The following is a 20,187-nucleotide window of genomic DNA, read 5'->3' as shown; positions in this document are numbered from 1 at the left end:
GAGCAACCACTCGAAATCACGCCGCCTTAGCTCAGTCGGTAGAGCGTCTCACTCGTAATGAGAAGGTCGTCAGTTCGATTCTGACAGGCGGCTCCCTTGGGCATTTGCTGTTCGCGTCTCGCTTCGCTCGCCGCTCGCATGCCGCGGTCGTGGTGTTTGTCTGGCGCCTTCGGCGCGCGCGTCAGAGGCCGCAAGCGGCCTTGACGCTGTGGCCTTTGGCCGCGGGGCGGCCTTGGCCCTGGCGGAACCTTCCGACGAGGGTGGTGCGACGGGCGACGGCGCCTAGCGGGAACCTTCCGACGGGGGTGGGGCCATTGGCCGCGGGGCGGCCTCGGCCCCTGGCGGGAACCTTCCGACGAGGGGTGGGGGGACGGGCGACGGCGGGTGCGCGACGGGCCGGGGGGTCAGCTGTCGCCCTGGTCGAGGACCCGCCAGCCGGCTGACGTTCGCGTGAAGCACAGCATCCAGTCCTGCGTCCCCGCCTGGATCGTCTCGTCGCTGCTGGCCGTCGTCCGCATCGTGAACGGCACGCAGTAGTCGCCCGCCGGCTCGCCCGTCGGGTCCGGCTTGCCGACGCCTGAGAACGCCAGCATGCGCGGGTCGCGGCACCAGGCGAACGTCCCCGTGCCCGGACCATCGGGCGCGTGCACGGTCAGCGCGTCCGTCAGCCCGCAGTCCTCCGTCGTCGCGGCGCGCAGGTACGCCAGCGCGACGTCTCGCACAGGGGCCGACGGCGCAGGAACGGGCCCCCGCGCCTCCGTGGCCCTCGTCGCCACGGCGTGCCCCCCGACGCCCGCCCCGACCGCGACCACCGCCGCGACGATCATCCATCTCGCTCTCATCCGCCCAGCTTCGCGGTCGCGGGCGGGCCCCGCCATCGGCCTGGAGGACGAGATCGCCGAAGGCCGGGCGGGGTCGGAGCCGGAGGGCAGTTCCTGCGCCCGAGAATATTCGGGGCGGGATGTCAGGATGTGGCTCCTGACGACATTGCCTGGGTGGAGGACCACATGGGGGAGCAAGCGGAGCGATCCGACGTGGCCCTGCTCGACGCGTCGAAGCAGGGTGACGTCGGATCGTTCGCGAGCCTGTACGAGAGGCACGCCGGGGCGATCCTGCGGTACTGCTGGGCGAAGGTCGGCCAGCAGCACGCCGCCGAAGACCTCGCGCAGGAGACGTTCGTCGTCGCCTGGACGAAGCGATCGTCGGCGACGGTCGTCGATCAGTCGCTGCTCCCGTGGCTGCTGACGATCAGCCGCAACCACTGCCGCAACCACCTCCGCAAGCATGCGAACCGGGCGACGCTCGAGCTTCGCGACAGCGATGGCACGGCCGGCGACACGGCCGAAGACGCCGCATGGGTCCGGTCCGAGCTCGCCAAGCTGAGCCCGACCGACCAGGAGCTGTGCCGCCTCTGCCTCGTCGAGGGGCGGTCCTACCGCGAGGCGGCCCAGGCGCTCAGCACGACCGAGGCCGCTGTCGGCAAGCGGCTCCAGCGGATCAGGGCGCGCCTCCGCGCCGCCCTCGGACACGAGTAGGAGACCCCGATGACGCAGGAACTCCTGCCCCCCGCCGACGAGACCGACCGCCTGGCGCAGGCCCGCCTCCCCGAGGTGCTCCGCCGCATCGACGCCGTCGAGCGCACCCGACGTCGGCGACGGCGGACTCTGCTCGTCGGGGTGCCGCTCGTCGCGGCTGTGCTGGTGGTCGGCGGCTTCGCCCTTCCGGCCCTGGCGCCGCAGTCGAGCGACGTCATGTCGGCGGGCGGCACCTCCGGCGAGAGCTCGCCGACGAGCGGGGGCGTGGCGGCGGACGGAAGCGTCCCGCAGAACGCGTCCGCCGGATCGCTGTCGTGCGAGGGCGCTGCCGCCGTCGCCGGACGCGCCGAGTTCTCGGGCGATCCGACGACCGCCTGCGAGCGACTGCTCCGCCTCCCGGCCGGCTCGCTCGACGACGCCGTGGTCTGCGAGGGGCCTTCCCGCGCGATCTCCGTGTACGCCGACGACCCGGCGACCTGTGCAACTCACGATCAGAAGGTGTGGACCAGATGAACGCTCTCCGAACGGCCGCGATCGCGGCGGCCAGCATGGTGGCCCTCAGCCTGAGCGGATGCGCGGCGATCGAGGAGGCGACGATCGCCAATCCGTTCGGCGACGCGCAGTACACGTCGATGTCCGGGACGGACGGCGGCAAGGCGGTGGAGTGGCTCGGGACGACGCCGCTCACCATGAGCTTCACGCGGATGAACGGGACTCTGACGATGATGATGAACACGCCGTGCAACGCGGTGTCCGTCGACGTTCGAGCTCGCGGCGAGGATCTCGTGCCCACGGGCAACGTGACTGCGACGGCGATGGGGTGCCGCGCCCGTGAGAGCGGCCAGGAGCACTGGGCCACCGAATTCGCCGCCCACACCATGCAGTACACCCGCGATGATTCGACGCTCACCCTCACGAGCGGCGACGAGACGATCCGCTTCTCGGTCGATGACTAGCCTCGGCCGAGCGGTTTGTTAGCGAACCGCAACCTTTGTAGTCTTCGTCAGGACGCGGCACACCCGGCCGCCGAGCACCAGGGAGCCCGATGACGAACGACGACCAGCCCCGACGGGGTCGCCGATCCGCGCAGGAGAGAGAGCCCGCGGCCTCGAGCCAGCCTGCGCCGACCGTCGCGCGGCACGGACGTCTCCGCCGCAGCCGCCCGGCCATCGTCGCGCTCAAGGCCGTCGGCATCGTCGCTGCCGTCGCCCTCGTCAGCACTGTCTCGGTCGCCGGCATCGCCGCGTGGTCGGTCGTGCACGAGGCCCAGCCGTCGGTTCCGTTCACCGCCATCGGTCCGTCGGGCAAGGCGCAGCACAAGACCGAGCAGATCACGGCCTACTCGGGCGAGGTCAACATGCTCGTGGTGGCGTCCGACACCCGGACGGGTCAGGGCGCCGGATTCGATGATGCCGCGAACCAGGCTGCGAGTTCCGGCGTCGGAAACAACGACACCAACCTCCTGATCCACATCAACGAAGACCACACCAGCATGGCCGTCATCAGCCTGCCCCGTGACCTCGAGGTGCCGCTGCCGGCCTGCAAGAACGACTCCGGCGGCACGACGCCCGCCTCGTCGCTCGGGATGCTCAACACGTCGCTCGGACGCGGCGGCGTGAAGATGGGCCTCCAGTGCGTGGCGACGACGGTCGCGAGCCTCACCGGCGTGCAGATCGACTACGCCGCCATGGTCAAGTTCGACGGCGTCGTGAAGATGACGACGGCCGTCGGCGGGGTCACCGTGTGCCTGGCCACGCCCCTCGTCGACCCGAACACCGACCCGCCGCTGAACATCCCCACGGCGGGGCCGCACGTGTTCAAGGGCAAGGAGGCCGGGGCGTTTCTGCGGACCCGCGAGGGCGTCGGCTTCGGCGGCGACACCGCGCGCATCAGCAATCAGCAGGTCTTCATGTCGGCGCTCATGCGCAAGATCGTCAACGGGGGAGTCCTGAGCAACCCCGTGCAACTGTACAACCTCTCGTCGACGGCCCTGAAGAGCGTGCAGAAGTCGTCGAGCCTCACGGCTCCGACGCTCGTCAAGATCGGCGTCGCCGTGAAGTCGATCGGCCTCGACAACATCGTCTTCTTCCAGTACCCGAGCGTCGACGATCCCGCCGACGCCAACCGCCTCATCCCCGACCCGGCCGGCGTCACCGCCCTGAAGGCCGCGCTCGTCAGCAACCAGGCGATCACGCTCGCGCCGGGCAGCCTCGGCCAGTCGGCGCAGCTGGCGACTCCGTCGGCGTCGTCATCGGCGACCTCGGCTCCTGCCGCGCCGTCCACACCGAAGTCGTCGAGCGCGTCCAAGGCGCCCGCGCCCAGCAAGACCGCCGCTGTGCTCCCGGGTACGGCCACCGGCCAGAGCGCGGCGCAGGAGACGTGCACGGCGAAGAAGGCCTACTGACGCGGGGCCGGCGCGTCTCCTCGACTAGTGGAATCGGGCGAATCGGCAGCTGACGCCTGGGTTTCGCCCGATCTGGCTAGCGGACGACGTGGCGTCAGTCGCCGTGCTCCTCGGACGGGTACCGCTCGCCTTGGGGGTCGTAGCCGGACCCGCGTCCGATCTCCTCGTCGGCGGTGGGAACATGCCGCTCGCCCGAGATGCCGCTGCCGTTGACGGCGACGTAGCCGTCCTCGCCGGAGGTGGCGCCGCCGAGCGGCTCGGTGACGTCGCCGTCCGGAGCCGAGGAGGGAGCCGGAGAGGTGACCGAGGAGGGGGAGGGAAGCGTGGGCTTGTCGTCGTCTGTGCTCATGCGCGTAGACGGTAGCCCCTGCGCTACAGGCGCTCCCAGGGCGCGGGCTTCGGCACGCTGACCCCGCACGCGTTGCAGATCTGCTCGGCCGGCCCGGCGTTCTTGTCGTCGAACACGTCGCGGTGGCGGTGGCAGTAGAGCCAGACCTCGCCGCAGCCGTGCGTCCAGGTCCAGAGGGCCTCGTGCGAGCAGCCCTCCCACTCGCACGACACGGTGTCGTCGAGTCCATCGAGCACGACGAGCTCGAAGTCGATCTCCCACGTGATCTCGGTGCTGGGCATGCTGCCTCCTACGGCGAGCAGAGCGGCGTTCGTCAGAGCCGGAGCGTTGACCTATTTCAGCACGCCGGCGGGTAGAACGGCCCGATCGAGCCTGGAGGTGCGCACCAGGTGTGAAAGGCTTACGGAGTGAACACCAAGCGCGTCATCGTCGTCGGCTCCGCGAATCAGGACTACCTGGTGCGCACCGTCCGCGCACCCCAGCCGGGCGAGACCGTCATGGCCACCGGCCTGACCAAGCAGCCGGGCGGCAAAGGCGCGAACCAGGCCGTCGCGGCGGCGCGACTCGGGGGAGACGTGCACTTCGTGGGCGCGGTCGGTCGGGACGACGACGGGGCCCGGATCCTGCGTTCCCTGGACTCAGACGGGGTGTCGGTCGACGACGTGCGGATCGTCGACGGGCAGCCCACCGGACTCGCCCTGATCTCGATCGACGACACCGGCGAGAACTCGATCACCGTGGTCTCGGGTGCCAACGGCACGGTGACGGCCGAGCGCGCCGCCGCCGCGGTCGTCAGGCTGGCCTCGGACGACGCTCTCCTGTCCATGCAGGGCGAGCTGCCGCGTGACGTGCTCGAGGCCTCCGCGCGCGCGGCTGCCGTCGCCGGCGCCCGCGTCGTGCTCAACCTCGCGCCGTACCTCGAGATCGACGCCGACGTCGTCGCGCTCGCCGACCCCGTGATCGTCAACGAGACCGAGGCCGCCGAGATGACGGGGCTCTCGATCGCCAGCGTCGACGAGGCCCTCGTCGCCGTCGACTCGCTCACCGAGCGGGCTCTCTCCGCCGTCATCACGCTCGGGTCGCTCGGCGCGGTCTGGGCGAATCGCGGCGAGCACGGCCACGTCGAGGCGAACCGGGTCGAGCACGTCGTCGACACCACCGGCGCGGGCGACGCCTTCTCGGGTGCCCTCGTCTCCAGCCTCGCCGCGGGCAGCGACCTCGAAGGGGCCGTCCGCGTCGGAGCCCTCGCCGGCAGCTTCGCCGTTCGCGGCATCGGCGCCCAGTCGTCGTACCCGCGAGAGTCCGATCTCGGGGCCGGCCCCGCCGCAGGCTGACGCCTGCCCGGGCGGGCTCGGCCCCGCCGCGGGCTGACGCCTGCCCGGACGGGGGTGATCGCCGCCGTTCGCTTTCTCGCCCGTCTTTCGTAGGATGGTCGCGATGACTTCCGACGACGAGGCCACCCGGGCCGGCCTGCTCTCCCGGGCCGGCGCCTTCTTCCGCACCCACCCGCGGGGTACCGCCATCACCGGCGGAGCCCTCGCTCTCGTGATCTTCGGCGGCGGCGCGCTCGCGGCAGGTGCCGCCACGGCGCCCACCTCCGCTCCCGCGACCAGCGCTCCCGCCGTCGCTCGCTCGGCGTCCGCGGCGCCGTCCTCCTCGGCCGCGTCCACTCCGAAGGCGACGTCGAAGGCCACGTCGAAGGCGACGCCGAAGACCACAGCGCGTTCTGCCCCCTCGCCCGTGCCCTCGGCCGTTCCGCTCCGCACCTGCACCGTCGCCGGCGCGGCGTCCGACGCCCGGCTCGGCACCTTCGAGGGCACCGTGCTCGATGCCAAGTCCGGCGCCACGCTCTTCGACCGCAGCGGGTCGACCCCCGCGCGCACCGGAAGCGTCATGAAGACCCTCACCACGGCCGTCGCGCTCGCCGACCTCGGCGCCGACTACCGCTTCACGACCAAGGTCGTCGGCTCGACCACCGGCACGGGCATCGCCCTCGTCGGCGGCGGCGATGCGACCCTGAGCGCCACTCCGGCGGGCTCCGAGAGCATCTACCCGGGCGCCCCGAAGCTGAGCACCCTCGCCGCCGAGGTGAAGGCGAAGCTCGGCACCAAGAAGATCACGGACATCGTGCTCGACGACAGCTACTGGAACGACGCCGACGCGTACGACCCCAGCTGGCCGGCGAGCGAGCTCACCATCGGCTACCAGCCCCGCGTCGTCTCGCTGATGGTCGACGGCGACCGCGCCAACCCGACCCTGTCGGTCAGCCCACGCTCGAGCGACCCCGTCGGCCGTGCCGGCGAGGCGTTCCGCACGGCGCTCGTCGCCGCCGAGGTCTCGGGTGCCTCGACGGCCGCTCTCACCCGCGGAACCGCCAAGAGCACCGACGTGCTCGCCGAGGTCAAGTCGCAGCCGGTATCGACCCTCATCGGCCAGATGATCCCGAACAGCGACAACACGCTCGCCGAGATGATGGCCCGGGTGTCGTCGAAGGTATCAGGCTCCGACGGCTCCGCGGCATCACTCACCGCCGTCTACCAGAAGGCCCTCAAAGGCACCTACGGCCTCGACGCCTCCACCATCAAGATCGTCGACGGCTCGGGTGAGAGCGCCAACAACGGCGTGCCCAGCGCCCTCGAGGCGTCGCTGATGCGCAAGGTCCTCGCAGGCGAGGGGTCGCTCAAGCTCCTCTACGACTCGCTCCCGGTCTCCGGTCAGTCCGGCACCCTCTCCACCCGCTTCACCGGCGCCAACGCCATCGCACGCGGCGCCATCCACGCCAAGACCGGCTGGATCGACAGCGCCTACACCCTTGCCGGAACCGTCGACGCGAAAGACGGGACCCAGCTCACCTTCGCGTTCTACGCGATCGGCAATGTGAGCGGCACGGCGCGCGAGGCCCTCGACACCCTCGCCACGGCGGTCTACTCGTGCGGTGCGAATCTGAGCGACGACTAGTTCCTGCGCACGCTGCCCGCCTCTCTTTCTCTCTCTCCCCTCCCCCTCCCTCCTCCCCCCGCCCCAAGGGCGGTGAGGAGTTGCTGGTTGCTGCCCGGGGCGGCCTCGTCGACAAGCAGCGACTCCTCACGCGGCTTGCGGCTTGCGGCTCGCGCGCTCGCGCGCCCGCGCGCTGCGCGCTGCGCGCTGCGGCAGACTGCTGACATGAGCCGCGCCCTTCTCGTCGTCGATGTGCAGAACGACTTCACCGAGGGCGGAGCCCTGGGCGTGGAGGGCGGAGCGGCGGTCGCGGCGGGAGTGACGGCGCTCCTGCACTCGTCGGACTATGCCGTCGTCATCGCCTCGCGCGACTGGCACGACGCCTCGGGCGACAACGGCGGCCACTTCGCGACCGACGCGGAGCCCGACTTCGTCGAGACCTGGCCCGTCCACTGCGTCGCAGGAACTCCCGGCGCCGCCTACCACGACGCCTTCGACGCTTCGGCCGTCGACGTCCACATCGTCAAGGGCATGGGCGAGCCCGCCTACTCGCTCTTCGAGGGGGTCGTCGCCGGGGTCGACGGGGCGCGCGGCGTCAGGGACGGCGCTCCTGAGACGGCGATCCACGTGCTCGATCGGCTCGGCGTGACCGAGGTCGACGTCGCCGGGCTGGCCACCGACTACTGCGTGCGCGCGACGGCCCTCGACGCGGTCGCCGCTGGACGTCGCGTGCGCGTGCTCTCCGCCCTCGTCGCGGGTGTCGCGCCGCGGAGCAGCGCCGCCGCGCTCGCCGAGCTGCGCGCCGCGGGCGTCGCCGTCGTGTAGCCGCCGGGCCGCCGGGACGTGGCCGTCGTCGTCGTTTCGGCGTCCTGTGGGCGACGCGCACGGCCATCTCGTGGGGGCGGCCCGCCGCGTAGGGCGTGGTGCCGTTCCGCGAGGTGGCCGTCGTCGTCGCTTCGGCGTCCGGTGGGCGACGCGCGCGGCGATCTCGTGAGGTGGCGCGCCGCGTCGTTGGCGCGCCGGGTGGGTGACGCGCGCGGCCATCTCGTGGGGCGGCTCGCCGCGTCGGGCGTGGTGCCGTTCCGCGAGGTGGCCGTCGTTGTCGTGTCGGCGTCCGGCGGGCGACGCGCATGGCCATCTCGTGAGGTGGCTCGCCGCGTCGGTGGCGCGCCCGGTGGGTGACGCGCATGGCCATCTCGTGGGGTGGCGCGCCGCGTCGGGCGTGGTGCCGTTCCGCGAGCTGGCCGTCGTCGTCGTGTCGGCGTCCGGCGGGAGACGCGCGCGGCCATCTCGTGAGGTGGCGCGCCGCGTCGTTGGCGCGCCGGGTGGGTGACGCGCGCGGCCATTTCGTGAGGTGGCGCGCCGCGTCGGCGGCGCGCCGGGTGGGCGACGCGCGCGGCCATCTCGCGCGCTGGCCGGCGCCGGCGCCGACCGCCCGCCTCCGGGGGCCGCTAGACCAGCAGCTGGTGCTTCGCGAGGTCGCGGTAGAGCGGCGTCGAGACGACGAGCTCCGAGTGCGTGCCCACGCCGACGACGCGCCCGCCGTCGAGCACGACGATCTGGTCGGAGTCGACGACGGTCGACAGGCGGTGGGCGATGATGATCAGCGTGCGGTCGACCGCGACGGCGTCGATCGCCTCGCGCAGCCGCTGCTCGTTGATGCCGTCGAGCGACGACGTCGACTCGTCGAGCAGCAGGATCGGCGGCGCGGCCAGGAGCGTCCGCGCGATCGCCAGTCGCTGCTTCTCGCCGCCCGAGAGCATCACTCCGTCTTCGCCGACCTGGGTCTCCAGACCTGCATCACCGCGCTCGACCACGTTCGTGAGATTCACCGCTTCGAGCACCCGCAGGCAGTCCGCGTCGGTCGCGTCGGGGGCGCCGAGCACGAGGTTGTCGCGGATCGTTCCGGCCAGGACCGGGGCGTCCTGCTCGACGTAGCCGATCTGGGCGCGGAGCGACTCGCGGTCGAGCGCCCGGATGTCTTCTCCGCCGAGGCGGATGACGCCGGCGGTCGGATCGTAGAAGCGCTCGATGAGCGCCAGGACGGTCGACTTGCCAGCTCCGGAGGGGCCGACGAGGGCGGTCCGCGTGCCCTGCTCGGCGTGGAAGCTCACGCCGTGGAGGACGGTCAGGTCGTGCGCGGCCGACGGGCGGGGCGCCGTGGGAGAGAGGAGCTCGTCGTCGGCGGGCGGTGCGGCCGGGTACGTGAACTCGACGCCGTCGAACGACAGCGAGTGCGCGGCGGCAGCGACCGGTGCGGCCGCGGCGCTCGCGCCGGCGGAATCGGCGCTCGTCTCGCCGGGCAGATCGATGATCTCCTGGATGCGGCCGAGGGCTCCCAGCGCCGAGTTGACGCTGGTCACGGCTCCGAAGGCCTGGCCGAGCGGCATGATCATCAGGAACAGGAACAGGATGAACGAGACCAGGTCGGCGACCGTGTCGGCGCCGGAGGCCACGCGGTAGCCGCCCACGCCGAGCACGACGAGGAAGGACACCTGCATGGCGATGCTGGCGATCGGCACGACGACGGCGGAGGCGCTGGCGACCTCGAGCCCGCGGTCGTAGGCGCCCTGAGCGTCGACGTCGATGGCGGCGATCTCGCGGTCGGTCGCGCCGGAGGCCCGGACCGTCCGGATGGACGAGATGGCGCGTTCGACGGCGGCGGTCAGGTCGCCGACCTTGCGCTGGGCGCGCTGGCTCGCGACGCGGATGCGGCGCGACAGAGTCACGACGACGACGACCGAGACCGCGACGATCAGCACGGTCAGGCCGAGGAGGACCGGGTCGATGATCGCCATGCCGACGATGGCGCCGATGAAGGTCAGCGAGCCGCCGATGGCGTCGACGAGGCCCTGCGTCAAGACGGCGCGGAGGAGGGTCGTGTCGGATCCGACGCGCGACACGAGGTCGCCGGTGCGGCGGGCGTCGAACTCGCTGATGGGGAGGTTGAGCATGCGTGCGACCAGTCGGCGACGGCTCGAGAGCACGACGGCCTCGCCGGTGCGCTGGAGCAGGTAGTGCTGGAACCCGTTCACCAGGCCGGAGATGACGACGAGCGCGACCAGCGCGACGACCAGGGTGCCGAGCGGCTTGTTCGACTGGACGAAGCCGATGACCTGCTGCACCAGCAGCGGCTGGGCGAGCGAGGCCGCGGCGCCGAGCACGCTGAGCCCGATGATGACGGCGAGCATCGGCTTGTGCTCGAACAGGAAGGGCAGTAGCTGGCTGAACTTCGCGCGCGGCCCCTCGGGGATCGGGCGGCCGTTGCGGTCGAGGCGCGGAGGCCTCGGCTTGCGGGAGCGGCCCCGCGCCTTGCCCGGGGATGCGGGGAGAGGAGCGTCGGTGGTGGGAGGTGCGGCGGTGTCGGAGCTCATTGTGTCCTTCGGGCGGTGATCCTGCGCCCGATTTTAGTCGCGTGCCGCCGCGCGCGGCGAAACCCCCGGCGCCTGTGGAGAAGCCCACGGCGAAACCCCCGGCACCCGTGGAGGACGGGGCCGGGGGCTTCGGGGTGGATCGCCTAGTTGAGGTTGTCGGAGTAGTCGACGTCGCGCGTCTCGCGACTCAGGAACAGCGCGCCGAGCGTGATCAGGGCCATCGCCGACAGGTAGACGCCGACGAGCCAGGTGCTGCCTCCGGCCGCCTTCCACAGCGCGACGGCGATGAACGGGGCGACAGCCGCGCCGAGGATGCTCGCCACGTTGTAGCTGATGGCCGAGCCGGTGTAGCGGACGTTCGCCGGGAAGAGCTCCGGCAGCACGGCGCCCATCGGGCCGAAGGTCAGCCCCATCAGGATGAAGCCGATCACCAGCAGGCCCTGTGCTCCGGCGAAGCCCGCCGAGAACAGCGGCGAGAACAGGAAGCCGAAGACGAAGATCCCGGCGGTGACGGCGAGCAGTAGACGACGTCGGCCGAAGCGCTCGGCCAGGGGACCGGAGACGAGCGTGAAGATGCCGAAGAACGCGACTCCGACGATCAGCATCAGCAGGAAGCTCTCGCGCGAGTATCCGAGGCCGGCGACCGGAGCGTCTTTGGCGGCCGTGCCGAAGGTCAGCGTGAACGTGGTCATCAGGTAGAAGAGCGTGTACGTCGCCAGCATGATGAACGTGCCGAGGATCAGCTGGCGCCAGCTGCTGCGGAACACGCGGCCCAGCGGCAGCTTCGACACGTTGCCGGTCTCGACGACCTTCGTGAACGCGGGGGTCTCGACGAGCTTGAAGCGCGCGTAGAGGCCGACGGCCACCAGCAGCGCCGAGCCGAGGAACGGGATGCGCCAGCCCCAGGTGGCGAACGCGTCGGCCGACATGCTCACGTTGAGGATCAGGAACAGGCCGTTGGCGACCATGAAGCCGATCGGCGCGCCGAGCTGCGGGAAGGTGCCGTAGATGGCGCGCTTGCCCGCCGGGGCGTTCTCGGTGGCGAGCAGCGCCGCCCCCGACCACTCCCCGCCGAGGCCGAACCCCTGGGCGAAGCGCAGGATCACGAGGAACGTCGGCGCCACGATGCTCCAGCCGGGCGTGGTGCCGGCGGGGATCAGGCCGATGAGGAACGTCGCGATGCCCATCGTCAGCAGCGATGCGATGAGCGTGTTCTTGCGGCCGATGCGGTCGCCGAAGTGGCCGAAGACGATCGAGCCGACGGGGCGCGCGATGAACGCGACGCCGAAGACGGCGAACGATGCGAGGAGGGCGACCGTCGGGTCGGTGTTCGCGAAGAACAGCGTCGGGAACACGAGGACGGCTGCGGTCGCGTAGACGTAGAAGTCGTAGAACTCGATCGACGTGCCGATGAGGCTGGCGACGATCACGCGAGCGCGGGAGTTCACAGGGGCGGGGCTGGTCGCCTTGCCGGCGGCGGTCGTTGTTGACATGGGGGTGTTCTCCGTGAACGGATTGCACGGGCACGCCTGGGCCGGCGCGCGCACGGTGCGGGCTGGCAGCGAGTGCGACGGGGAGACGGCGCAGGATGGCGCGGGAACTCCCGTGCGTCATCGCCACCGGGGAAGTGGTCGGCCGCTCGTGACGACCTGTTCACAGGCTACTACGACACGCTCGAGACGGCGAACCGCCTGGCAAGGATTCGAGCGGCCCGGTCGGGGCCGAGGCACCGACTGCACCCCGCCGCTGGAACCTAGACAAGCTACCTATTCAATCTAGGTAAACTGCCCGTTGATCTGGGAAAAAAGTACCGCATCATCCTCGCCGTGTGAAGCCCTAGAAAGCGGAGCCACCTGGCCCATAGAGTGCAGGGGTCTGCCAGTCTTTGGCCGGCACAGATGGCTCACGGGCCCTCGATTGGCTTTCACGGCAGGGAATCGGGCTCGTGAGCCGTCGCAAGGCCGGCATCGTGACGACCGCCGCGTCGCAAGAAGGGCCGCACCTCTCAAGACGAGGTACGGCCCTTACGACCGGCGGAACGCTAGCTTCACGGGCAGGGGCACTCCGCAGTCGCCGCGAGGCCAGACAGGCCATCGCTCGCCACACCCTACGCCGACACCGCGCCGGAGTCGACCGGTGGTGCGGGTGACTCCCAGGCAGTCGGCACACGGCGGCTCAGCCGACCGGATCGAAACCCGTATCGAGCGAGCCGGGCAGCTGGTGGCCCATGCGGTCGCGCTTGGTGTCGAGGTACGCCTCGTTGAAGGCGCCGACCCCGACGACCAGCGGCACCATCTCGGTGACCTCGATGTCGTGCGCGGTGAGCTGCGCCCGCTTGTCGGGGTTGTTCGACAGGAGGCGCACCGACTCCAAGCCCAGATCGCGCAGGATCTCGGCAGCCGCGACGTACTCCCTCGCATCGGCGGGGAGGCCGAGTGCGAGGTTGGCGTCGAGCGTGTCGAGGCCCTCCTCCTGGAGCTTGTAGGCGCGGAGCTTGTTGACCAGCCCGATGCCGCGGCCCTCGTGGCCGCGCAGGTAGATGACGACGCCGCCCTGGTTGTGGATGGTGTCGAGCGCGGCGTCGAGCTGCGGTCCGCACTCGCACTTGAGCGAGCCGAACGCCTCGCCGGTGAGGCACTCCGAGTGCACGCGGACGATAGCGCCGTCGCCGGGCTGACCGGAGACGATGGCGATGTGATCCGCGCCGGTGTCGAGGTCGCGGTAGGCGCGCATGCGGAAGGTCCCGTGGGTGGTCGGGACGGTCGTCTCGACCTCGAAGGTGACGTGCGGGCGCACGGCTGGGGTGTCGGTCATCGGGAGCTCCCGCTCTGAGTGCGGGCGAGGATCGCGAGATCGTCGCCGAGGGGGGTGACGGAGGTCACCGAGAGGTGACGCTGGCCGTCGATCGTGTCTACACCGAGGTCGCCGAGGGCGAGCCGGGGGCCGCCGATCAGCGTCGGGGCGAGGTAGACGAGGTAGTCGTCGACGAGGTCGTTCCGGATGAGCTCGCCGGCGACGGTGGGGCCGCCCTCGACGAAGACGGTGCGGACGTCGCGGGCGAACAGGTCGGAGAGCACCGCTCGGAGGTCGCGCGTGCCGGTCTCGACCAGGCCGCGCGGGTGCTGACGCAGACGCGCGTCGATCGGGACGGGGCGCTCGCCGACGACGACCGGCAGGGGCTGCAGTGGCAGCAGCTCGCCGCCGTCGCCGCGGGCGGTGAGAGTGGGGTCGTCGGCGAGCACGGTGCCCGTGCCGACGAGGATCGCGTCATGATCGGCCCGCTGCTCGTGAACGTGCTGGCGCGCGGCGGTGCCGGTGATCCACTGGCTGGTGCCGTCGGCTGCGGCGGCGCGGCCGTCCAGGCTCGACGCCCATTTGAGCGTGACGAACGGGCGCTGGAGCGACGCGGCGATCAGCCAGCGGCGCATCCACTCGGCGACCTCCGCGGCGAGCACCCCCTCGTCGACGGGGATGCCGGCGGCGCGCAGCCGCTCCTTGCCCCCGCCGGAGTGCGCTCCCGGGTCTTCGACGGCGAACACGACCCGCCCGATGCCGGCCTCGATCAGCGCCTCGGCGCACGGGCCGGTGCGGCCCCAGTGGTTGCAGGGCTCCAGAGTGACGACGGCGGTCAGCCCGCGCGCGCCGCCCGCAGGCAGCTTCGACATGGCGTCGACCTCGGCGTGCGGCGTCCCGGCGCCTCTGTGCCAGCCCTCGGCGACGGTGCGCCCCACGTCGTCGAGCAGCACGCAGCCGACCGAGGCGTGCGACCCGCGAGCCGGTCCGCGCGATGCCAGGGTCAGCGCGTGGCGCATGGCCTGGACGATCTGTTCGGGGGTGGGGCTCACGGGGGGCTTTCTCTCGAGAAGTGGAGCGGTGGTTCGACCATAACCAACGCCGTGCACCGAGGCGTATTCCGGAAAGGTGGCGTAACAGAGCCTTTACCAAAGCCTTAGGGCGCAGGAACTGCCGGCCCGCCGCCGGGCATCGACTCCTCGGGCCAGCCCGCCTTCTCGCCCCTGTCGTCGCCCGCCGCCAGCCGGGCCTTCCAGCAGGCCGGGTGCTGCCGGTCGCGGTCGGGCTGCAGCCCGGGGCCCTCGCCGACGTAGGTGAACCCGGCTCGGCGGGCCACGCCGGCGGAGCCGCGGTTGCCCACGTAGCCCTCCCACAGGATGTCGGGCATGCCGTCGGCGAAGGCCCAGTCGGCGACGAGCCGCACGGCCTCGGTCATGAGGCCGCGCCCGCGCACTCCGGCAGCCGCCCAGAACCCGATGTCGCGGTGCTGGTGGCGGATGCTGACCATGCCGACGAGGAGGCTGGAGCCGGGCTCGCGGAGGCCCCAGGTGTACTCGCGCCCGGTGGTCCAGCCGCGCTCGACGATCTGCGAGACGAACATCTGGGCGTCCTGGAACGTGTACGGCACCGGGACGGTGGTGAACTCCTGCAGGACCGCGTCTTGGCAGGCGTCGAAGATGGCGCCCGTGTCGGCGGTGCGGGGCACCTCGAGGCGGAGTCGCGGGGACTCCAGCACGAACGGCTTCATGGTCGCGGGGCGAGGGCGGCCGAGGCCGTCAGCGCACCTTCCGGACGAAGCCGATGCGGTCGTAGACGGTCGCCAGCGTCTTCTCGGCGATCTCGGACGCCCGGTCGGCGTTGGCGGAGAGCACGCGGTCGAGCTCGGCGGTGTCGTCGAGGAGCTCGAGCGTGCGCTCGCGCACGGGCGCGAACGTCTCGACGACGACCTCGGCGACGTCTTTCTTGAGATCGCCGTAGCCGCGACCTGCGTACTGCTCCTCGAGGGCCGGGATCGCCGTGCCGGTGAAGGCCGACAGGATCGAGAGGAGGTTCGAGACGCCGGCCTTGGCGCCGCGGTCGAAGCGGATCTCGCGCTCGGTGTCGGTGACGGCGCTGCGGATCTTCTTGCTCGTCTTGGACGGCTCGTCGAGCATCCACACGATGCCGCTGTCGGTCGCCGCCGACTTGCTCATTTTCGACTCGGGGTTCTGGAGGTCGTAGATGCGCGCGGTCTCCTTGAGGATGTAGGGCTCGGGCACGACGAATGTCTCGCCGAACCGCGAGTTGAAGCGGTTTGCGAGGTCGCGGGTGAGCTCGACATGCTGCTTCTGGTCGTCGCCGACCGGCACCAGCTCGGCGCCGTAGAGCAGGATGTCGGCCGCCATCAGGATCGGGTAGGTGAAGAGGCCGACCGAGGCCGACTCGGCGCCCTGCTTCGCCGCCTTGTCTTTGAACTGCGTCATGCGGCTGGCCTCGCCGAAGCCGGTCAGCGTGTTCAGCACCCAGGCCAGCTCGGCGTGGGCCGGCACCTGGGACTGCACGAACAGGATCGACTTGGCGGGATCGATGCCCCCGGCGATGTACTGGGCCGCGGTGCGGCGCGTGGTGGCACGGAGGGTGGCCGGATCTTGCGGCACGGTGATCGCGTGCATGTCGACGACGCAGAACAGGGCGTCGTGGGTGTCCTGCAGCGCGACCCACTGCTGCAGGGCGCCGATGTAGTTGCCGGCGTGGAGCGAGTCGCCGGAGGGCTGCATGCCCGAGAAGAGGCGGGGAGGAGTCATTGCGTGGCCTAACTGGTGGAGCGGAAGAAAGGAGGGTGCCCGGATGCGGTGGGGCTAGACGTCGTAGTCGACGACCACGGGGGTGTGGTCGGACCAGCGCTTGTCGTACGAGTCGGCGCGGTCGACGGAGTAGCTCGTGACCTTGGCGGCGAGCTCGGGGGTGGCCATCTGGTAGTCGATGCGCCAGCCGGAGTCGTTGTCGAACGCCTGGCCGCGCCACGACCACCACGTGTACGGACCGTCGACGTCGCCCGCCTGCTCGCGGCCGATGTCGACCCAGCCGAGCCCCTTGCCGCTGGTGCCGTCGACGCCCTCGACCTTCTTGCCCGCGGCGCCGAAGAAGCGGTCGAAGTAGGCGCGCTCGCGCGGCAGGAAGCCGGCGCGCTTGACGTTGCCCCGCCAGTTCTTGATGTCGAGGGGAGTGTGGCCGACGTTGAGGTCGCCCACGACGACAGCGAGCGGGTTGTGCTTCTCGAGCTGGGGGAGGCGCTTCGACATGGCGTCGAGGAACTTCCACTTCTCGTCTTGCTTGGGGGTGTCGACCTCGCCCGAGTGAACGTAGGTGCTCACGACGGTGACGATCGTGCCGTCGACGTCGTAGTCGGCCTCGAGCCACCGGCCGGCGGTGTCGAACTTCACGGCGCCCAGGTCGACGCGGTGGATCTCGGCCTTCCTGCGGCTCGCGAGGGCGACGCCGGCGCGGCCCTTGGCCGTCGCGGGGTCGTGCAGGATGCTCCACTCGGGACCGAGCAGGCCCTCGATGTCTTCGGTCTGGGCGCGGACCTCCTGCAGGGCCAGGATGTCGACGTCGCGGCTGTCGACCCACTCGCCCATGCCCTTGCGGAAGGCGGCGCGGATGCCGTTGACGTTGACGGTGGCCAGGCGGAGACGTGTACCCATGCGTTAAAGCCTACCGGCGCCTGCCGACATCGAGTCGGGGCGCCGGCGGAGGACGACGGTGCGGCTCAGGCGGCGTCGTGGTCGGTGGTCAGGAACTCCACCAGCGAGTCGGCGGTGGTCTCGGCGTCGTCGCCCGAGACGGTGAGGACGACCTCGTCGCCCGTGTTCACGCCGAGGCCGAGGAGGCCCAGGATGCTGGAGGCGTTGACGCTCTTGTCGCCCTTGGCGATGGTCACCTGGTGGCCGGAGGCGGTCACCGTCTGGACGAAGAGGGACGCCGGGCGGGCGTGGAGGCCGGACGACGAGGCGACGGTGACGGTGCGGGTGGCTTCGGACATGGATGCTGCTCCTTGCGAGGGTTGCGGACGGCGGTGGACGGACGTTGTACGACCGTAGTCGGTGGGGACGGGCGGAGGCTGGTCAGTTCCTGCCGGGCCAGAGGACCTCGGTGCCGGCGGCCTCCACCTCGCGGACGAGGTCGAGGTTGACGGCGGGGTCGGTGATGATCGTATCGATGGCGGCGATGGGCGCCACGCGACCGAACTCCTCGCGGCCGAACTTGGTGTGGTCGGCGAGGAGGATGCTGCGACGGGCGGCCTTGATAAGGGCCGACTTGACCGCGGCCTCCGAGATGTTGTGGGTGGTCAGGCCGCGCTCGGGGGTGATGCCGCCGACGCTGATGAAGGCGGCGTCGACCGAGACCATGCCGACGAGCTGGTGGGTCCAGGTGCCGACGCCGGCCAGCGAGTCGCGGCGGATGCTGCCGCCCAGCAGGTGCAGGTCGATGCCGGGCCGGTTCGCCACGGCCATGGCGACGGGGAGCGAGTGGGTGACGACGGTCAGACCGCGGTCGGAGGGGAGCATCTGCGCGAGGAGGATCGTGGAGGTGCCCGCGTCGATGATGATCGACCCGTTCTCGGGGATCTCGTCGACGGCGGCCTGGGCGATGACCATCTTCTCGGCGGTGTTGATGCCGCCCCGGTCGCCGACGCCCGGGTGGAAGGTCATCCGCTCGACGGGGATGGCGCCGCCGTGAGCCCGGCGGACGAGGCCGCGGCGCTCGAGGCTGGTGAGGTCTCGGCGGATCGTCTCGGGGGTGACCTCGAGGAGCTCGGCGAGGTCTCGGACGTCGACACGACCGTGCTGGCGGGCCTCCTCGACGATGCGGAGGTGGCGTTCTGGGGCGTACATCGGTCCTCATCGGTGAGAAATGGGCATTCTGGGCCTTGTCTCAGGCCACGAAAGCAGAACCAAGCGCAAACAAATGTCTGTTGGTGCATTTTTAGCTCTGATTTTGTTTGTTTGTCAATTCAGATCGATGTATGGTCTTCCCAGCGCCCGTCTCCGGACACATGGGTGCGCACTCGTCGAACACGCACCACACGAACCAGCTGCACTGCCGACAAGGCCAGCCCCAGATGAAGGAGTCTCGGATGCCCGAACTGCCCGGTGTCGGAGTCGGACGTGGAACCGCGTCCGGACCCGTCCTCCGCATGGCCGAACCGCTCGGCGAGCCCGACCAGTCGCCCCTCCAGGGCGATGCGGCCGCGGCCAAGTCCCGGGTCGGCGAGGCGCTGGCCGCCGTCGCCGCCGACCTCGGCAAGCGCGGTGCCGCAGCGGGCGGCGACGCCCAGGCCGTGCTCGAGGCCCAGGCGCTCATGGCGCAGGACCCGTCGATCCTCGACGACGTGCACTCGCAGATCGACGCCGGCACCAACGAGGAGCGCGCCGTCTACAACGCGTTCAAGTCGTTCCAGGACATCCTCTCGGGCATGGGCGGATACATGGGGGAGCGCGCAGCCGACCTCGGCGACGTCGCCCAGCGCATCATCGCGCAGCTCCGCGGCGTGCACGCCCCCGGCGTGCCCGAGTCGGACACCCCGTTCATCCTGGTGGCGCGCGACCTCGCACCGGCCGACACCGCCCTCCTCGACCTCGACAAGGTTCTCGCACTCGTCACCCGCGACGGCGGGCCCACCTCGCACACGGCGATCCTCGCGCGCGCCAAGGGCATCACGGCCATCGTCGGCGTGACGCAGGCCGACGAGCTCGCCGACGGCGACGTCGTGATCGTCGACGCCGGTGCCGGCGCCGTCCTCACCGACCCGACCGACGAGCAGATCGCCGACGCCGACCAGAAGCGCGCCGAGCGCCTCGCCGCCGCTTCCGCCCCGCTCACGCCGGGCGCCCTCGCGGACGGCACGACCGTGCCGCTGCTCGCCAACCTCGGCTCCCCGAAGGACGCCGCCGCGGCCGTCGAGCTCGGGGCGGAGGGCGTCGGGCTGTTCCGGACGGAGTTCCTGTTCCTCGACTCCCCGTACGCGCCCGACGTCGCGACGCAGAAGGCCTCGTACGTGGCTCTCCTGACGGAGTTCCCCGGCAAGAAGGTCGTCGTCCGCGCGCTGGACGCCGGCGCCGACAAGCCGCTGCCGTTCCTCACCGACGCGGGCGAGGAGAACCCGGCCCTCGGCCGTCGCGGTCTGCGCGCGCTTCGCGCCCACGAGAACATCCTCCGCGACCAGCTCACGGCGCTCGCCGAGGCCGACGCCGAGACCGACGCCGACCTCTGGGTCATGGCTCCGATGGTCGCCGACGTCGAGGAGACCGAGTACTTCGTGGCCCTCGCCAAGGAGCTCGGCATCACGACGGCCGGCGTCATGGCCGAGGTGCCCTCGGTCGCGCTCATGGCCGACCAGGTGCTCGAGACCGCCGACTTCGTGTCGATCGGCACGAACGACCTCACCCAGTACACGATGGCCGCCGACCGCATGCTCGGCACAGTGGCTTCGTACCAGGATCCGTGGCACCCCGCCGTGCTCCGCCTCGTCGCACAGCTCGGCACCGCCGGAGCAGCCGCGCACAAGGGCGTCGGCATCTGCGGCGAGGCCGCGTCCGACCCGCTGCTCGCGGTCGTGCTCGTCGGCCTCGGCGCGACCACCCTCTCGATGACGCCCGCGGCCCTCGCCGACGTGCGCGCCGAGCTCCTGAACCACACGCTCGACGAGGCGAAGGCGATGGCCCAGGCCGCGCTCCGCGCCCCGTCGGCCGCAGCGGCTCGTGCCGCGGCGTCCTCCGTCTCCACCTCGCTCTAGACCCCCCCCAGCACCACACA

Annotated in this window: 19 protein-coding genes, 1 tRNA gene and 1 pseudogene; 9 read left to right on the top strand and 12 right to left on the bottom strand. The window is 71.2% G+C overall.

Annotated features, from left to right (window positions below; all coding sequences use genetic code 11):
* Positions 1-20: 20 nt before the first annotated feature.
* Positions 21-93, top strand: a tRNA-Thr gene (locus AC3CBB_RS09660).
* Between the two features lie 311 nt (positions 94-404).
* Here AC3CBB_RS09660 and AC3CBB_RS09655 read toward each other — a convergent pair.
* The gene (locus tag AC3CBB_RS09655; RefSeq protein ID WP_488624413.1) at positions 405-842 is read right to left on the bottom strand and encodes a hypothetical protein; all 438 of its coding nucleotides are present in this window, start codon (positions 840-842) and stop codon (positions 405-407) included.
* Positions 843-1,007: 165 nt separating this feature from the next.
* Between AC3CBB_RS09655 and AC3CBB_RS09650 the strand changes: the two genes are divergently transcribed.
* From AC3CBB_RS09650 to AC3CBB_RS09635, 4 genes are all read left to right on the top strand, one after another.
* Positions 1,008-1,535: an RNA polymerase sigma factor gene (locus AC3CBB_RS09650; RefSeq protein ID WP_488624412.1), complete on the top strand. Its 528-nt coding sequence runs from the start codon at positions 1,008-1,010 to the stop codon at positions 1,533-1,535.
* Positions 1,536-1,544: 9 nt separating this feature from the next.
* Positions 1,545-2,048 (top strand): hypothetical protein, encoded by a 504-nt coding sequence (locus AC3CBB_RS09645; protein WP_488624411.1) that lies wholly within the window; start codon positions 1,545-1,547, stop codon positions 2,046-2,048.
* Complete coding sequence (locus AC3CBB_RS09640) at positions 2,045-2,491, top strand: META domain-containing protein (RefSeq protein ID WP_488624410.1); 447 nt, start codon at positions 2,045-2,047, stop codon at positions 2,489-2,491. Before AC3CBB_RS09645 ends, AC3CBB_RS09640 begins: the two co-directional genes overlap by 4 nt.
* A gap of 89 nt (positions 2,492-2,580) precedes the next feature.
* Complete coding sequence (locus tag AC3CBB_RS09635) at positions 2,581-3,939, top strand: LCP family protein (protein WP_488624409.1); 1,359 nt, start codon at positions 2,581-2,583, stop codon at positions 3,937-3,939.
* Between the two features lie 94 nt (positions 3,940-4,033).
* On the opposite strand, the gene AC3CBB_RS09630 is transcribed toward AC3CBB_RS09635, so the two are convergent.
* A complete protein-coding gene (locus AC3CBB_RS09630; protein WP_488624408.1) occupies positions 4,034-4,288 on the bottom strand; it encodes a hypothetical protein in 255 nt (84 codons plus the stop codon).
* 23 nt (positions 4,289-4,311) lie between these two features.
* Entirely contained in the window at positions 4,312-4,569 is a 258-nt protein-coding gene (locus AC3CBB_RS09625) for a hypothetical protein (protein WP_488624407.1), read from the bottom strand.
* Between the two features lie 126 nt (positions 4,570-4,695).
* Here AC3CBB_RS09625 and AC3CBB_RS09620 point away from each other — a divergent pair, with 126 nt between their 5' ends.
* From AC3CBB_RS09620 to AC3CBB_RS09610, 3 genes are all read left to right on the top strand, one after another.
* The gene (locus tag AC3CBB_RS09620; protein WP_488624406.1) at positions 4,696-5,622 is read left to right on the top strand and encodes a ribokinase; all 927 of its coding nucleotides are present in this window, start codon (positions 4,696-4,698) and stop codon (positions 5,620-5,622) included.
* Between the two features lie 103 nt (positions 5,623-5,725).
* On the top strand, positions 5,726-7,246 hold the full coding sequence (locus AC3CBB_RS09615) for a D-alanyl-D-alanine carboxypeptidase/D-alanyl-D-alanine-endopeptidase (RefSeq protein ID WP_488624405.1): 1,521 nt from the start codon (positions 5,726-5,728) through the stop codon (positions 7,244-7,246).
* A gap of 204 nt (positions 7,247-7,450) precedes the next feature.
* Entirely contained in the window at positions 7,451-8,050 is a 600-nt protein-coding gene (locus tag AC3CBB_RS09610) for an isochorismatase family protein (RefSeq protein WP_488624404.1), read from the top strand.
* Between the two features lie 626 nt (positions 8,051-8,676).
* On the opposite strand, the gene AC3CBB_RS09605 is transcribed toward AC3CBB_RS09610, so the two are convergent.
* From AC3CBB_RS09605 to AC3CBB_RS09565, 9 genes and pseudogenes are all read right to left on the bottom strand, one after another.
* Positions 8,677-10,599, bottom strand: a complete 1,923-nt coding sequence (locus AC3CBB_RS09605; RefSeq protein WP_488624403.1) for an ABC transporter ATP-binding protein — start codon at positions 10,597-10,599, stop codon at positions 8,677-8,679.
* Between the two features lie 143 nt (positions 10,600-10,742).
* The gene (locus tag AC3CBB_RS09600; protein WP_488624402.1) at positions 10,743-12,092 is read right to left on the bottom strand and encodes an MFS transporter; all 1,350 of its coding nucleotides are present in this window, start codon (positions 12,090-12,092) and stop codon (positions 10,743-10,745) included.
* A gap of 682 nt (positions 12,093-12,774) precedes the next feature.
* A pseudogene (gene ribA, locus AC3CBB_RS09595) lies at positions 12,775-13,383 on the bottom strand (GTP cyclohydrolase II); the annotation flags it as partial.
* A 26-nt stretch (positions 13,384-13,409) separates the two neighbouring features.
* Positions 13,410-14,411 carry a bifunctional diaminohydroxyphosphoribosylaminopyrimidine deaminase/5-amino-6-(5-phosphoribosylamino)uracil reductase RibD gene (gene ribD, locus AC3CBB_RS09590; protein WP_488626733.1) on the bottom strand — a complete coding sequence of 334 codons (1,002 nt, stop codon included), beginning with the start codon at positions 14,409-14,411 and terminating at the stop codon, positions 13,410-13,412.
* A 137-nt stretch (positions 14,412-14,548) separates the two neighbouring features.
* Positions 14,549-15,127 carry a GNAT family N-acetyltransferase gene (locus tag AC3CBB_RS09585; RefSeq protein WP_488624401.1) on the bottom strand — a complete coding sequence of 193 codons (579 nt, stop codon included), beginning with the start codon at positions 15,125-15,127 and terminating at the stop codon, positions 14,549-14,551.
* Positions 15,128-15,167: 40 nt separating this feature from the next.
* The gene (gene trpS / locus AC3CBB_RS09580) at positions 15,168-16,175 is read right to left on the bottom strand and encodes a tryptophan--tRNA ligase (RefSeq protein WP_123507318.1); all 1,008 of its coding nucleotides are present in this window, start codon (positions 16,173-16,175) and stop codon (positions 15,168-15,170) included.
* A gap of 54 nt (positions 16,176-16,229) precedes the next feature.
* The gene (locus tag AC3CBB_RS09575) at positions 16,230-17,075 is read right to left on the bottom strand and encodes an exodeoxyribonuclease III (RefSeq protein ID WP_488624400.1); all 846 of its coding nucleotides are present in this window, start codon (positions 17,073-17,075) and stop codon (positions 16,230-16,232) included.
* 65 nt (positions 17,076-17,140) lie between these two features.
* Positions 17,141-17,413, bottom strand: a complete 273-nt coding sequence (locus tag AC3CBB_RS09570) for an HPr family phosphocarrier protein (RefSeq protein WP_123507316.1) — start codon at positions 17,411-17,413, stop codon at positions 17,141-17,143.
* Positions 17,414-17,495: 82 nt separating this feature from the next.
* On the bottom strand, positions 17,496-18,266 hold the full coding sequence (locus AC3CBB_RS09565) for a DeoR/GlpR family DNA-binding transcription regulator (RefSeq protein WP_123507315.1): 771 nt from the start codon (positions 18,264-18,266) through the stop codon (positions 17,496-17,498).
* A gap of 242 nt (positions 18,267-18,508) precedes the next feature.
* Here AC3CBB_RS09565 and ptsP point away from each other — a divergent pair, with 242 nt between their 5' ends.
* On the top strand, positions 18,509-20,167 hold the full coding sequence (gene ptsP / locus AC3CBB_RS09560; protein ID WP_488624399.1) for a phosphoenolpyruvate--protein phosphotransferase: 1,659 nt from the start codon (positions 18,509-18,511) through the stop codon (positions 20,165-20,167).
* The last annotated feature ends 20 nt before the right edge of the window (positions 20,168-20,187 follow it).

The organism is Frondihabitans sp. OV104 (assembly GCF_057787745.1).
Note: the sequence above shows the minus strand (reverse complement) of the source record. Positions and strands in the feature narration are given on the sequence as shown.

Bases quoted from the DNA above. Each gene is read 5' to 3' on its own strand.
- AC3CBB_RS09655 (WP_488624413.1), bottom strand. From the start codon at position 842: ATGAGAGCGAGATGGATGATCGTCGCGGCGGTGGTCGCGGTCGGGGCG.
- AC3CBB_RS09650 (WP_488624412.1), top strand. From the start codon at position 1,008: ATGGGGGAGCAAGCGGAGCGATCCGACGTGGCCCTGCTCGACGCGTCG.
- AC3CBB_RS09645 (WP_488624411.1), top strand. From the start codon at position 1,545: ATGACGCAGGAACTCCTGCCCCCCGCCGACGAGACCGACCGCCTGGCG.
- AC3CBB_RS09640 (WP_488624410.1), top strand. From the start codon at position 2,045: ATGAACGCTCTCCGAACGGCCGCGATCGCGGCGGCCAGCATGGTGGCC.
- AC3CBB_RS09635 (WP_488624409.1), top strand. From the start codon at position 2,581: ATGACGAACGACGACCAGCCCCGACGGGGTCGCCGATCCGCGCAGGAG.
- AC3CBB_RS09630 (WP_488624408.1), bottom strand. From the start codon at position 4,288: ATGAGCACAGACGACGACAAGCCCACGCTTCCCTCCCCCTCCTCGGTC.
- AC3CBB_RS09625 (WP_488624407.1), bottom strand. From the start codon at position 4,569: ATGCCCAGCACCGAGATCACGTGGGAGATCGACTTCGAGCTCGTCGTG.
- AC3CBB_RS09615 (WP_488624405.1), top strand. From the start codon at position 5,726: ATGACTTCCGACGACGAGGCCACCCGGGCCGGCCTGCTCTCCCGGGCC.
- AC3CBB_RS09610 (WP_488624404.1), top strand. From the start codon at position 7,451: ATGAGCCGCGCCCTTCTCGTCGTCGATGTGCAGAACGACTTCACCGAG.
- AC3CBB_RS09605 (WP_488624403.1), bottom strand. From the start codon at position 10,599: ATGAGCTCCGACACCGCCGCACCTCCCACCACCGACGCTCCTCTCCCC.
- AC3CBB_RS09600 (WP_488624402.1), bottom strand. From the start codon at position 12,092: ATGTCAACAACGACCGCCGCCGGCAAGGCGACCAGCCCCGCCCCTGTG.
- ribD (WP_488626733.1), bottom strand. From the start codon at position 14,411: ATGCGCCACGCGCTGACCCTGGCATCGCGCGGACCGGCTCGCGGGTCG.
- trpS (WP_123507318.1), bottom strand. From the start codon at position 16,175: ATGACTCCTCCCCGCCTCTTCTCGGGCATGCAGCCCTCCGGCGACTCG.
- AC3CBB_RS09575 (WP_488624400.1), bottom strand. From the start codon at position 17,075: ATGGGTACACGTCTCCGCCTGGCCACCGTCAACGTCAACGGCATCCGC.
- AC3CBB_RS09570 (WP_123507316.1), bottom strand. From the start codon at position 17,413: ATGTCCGAAGCCACCCGCACCGTCACCGTCGCCTCGTCGTCCGGCCTC.
- AC3CBB_RS09565 (WP_123507315.1), bottom strand. From the start codon at position 18,266: ATGTACGCCCCAGAACGCCACCTCCGCATCGTCGAGGAGGCCCGCCAG.
- ptsP (WP_488624399.1), top strand. From the start codon at position 18,509: ATGCCCGAACTGCCCGGTGTCGGAGTCGGACGTGGAACCGCGTCCGGA.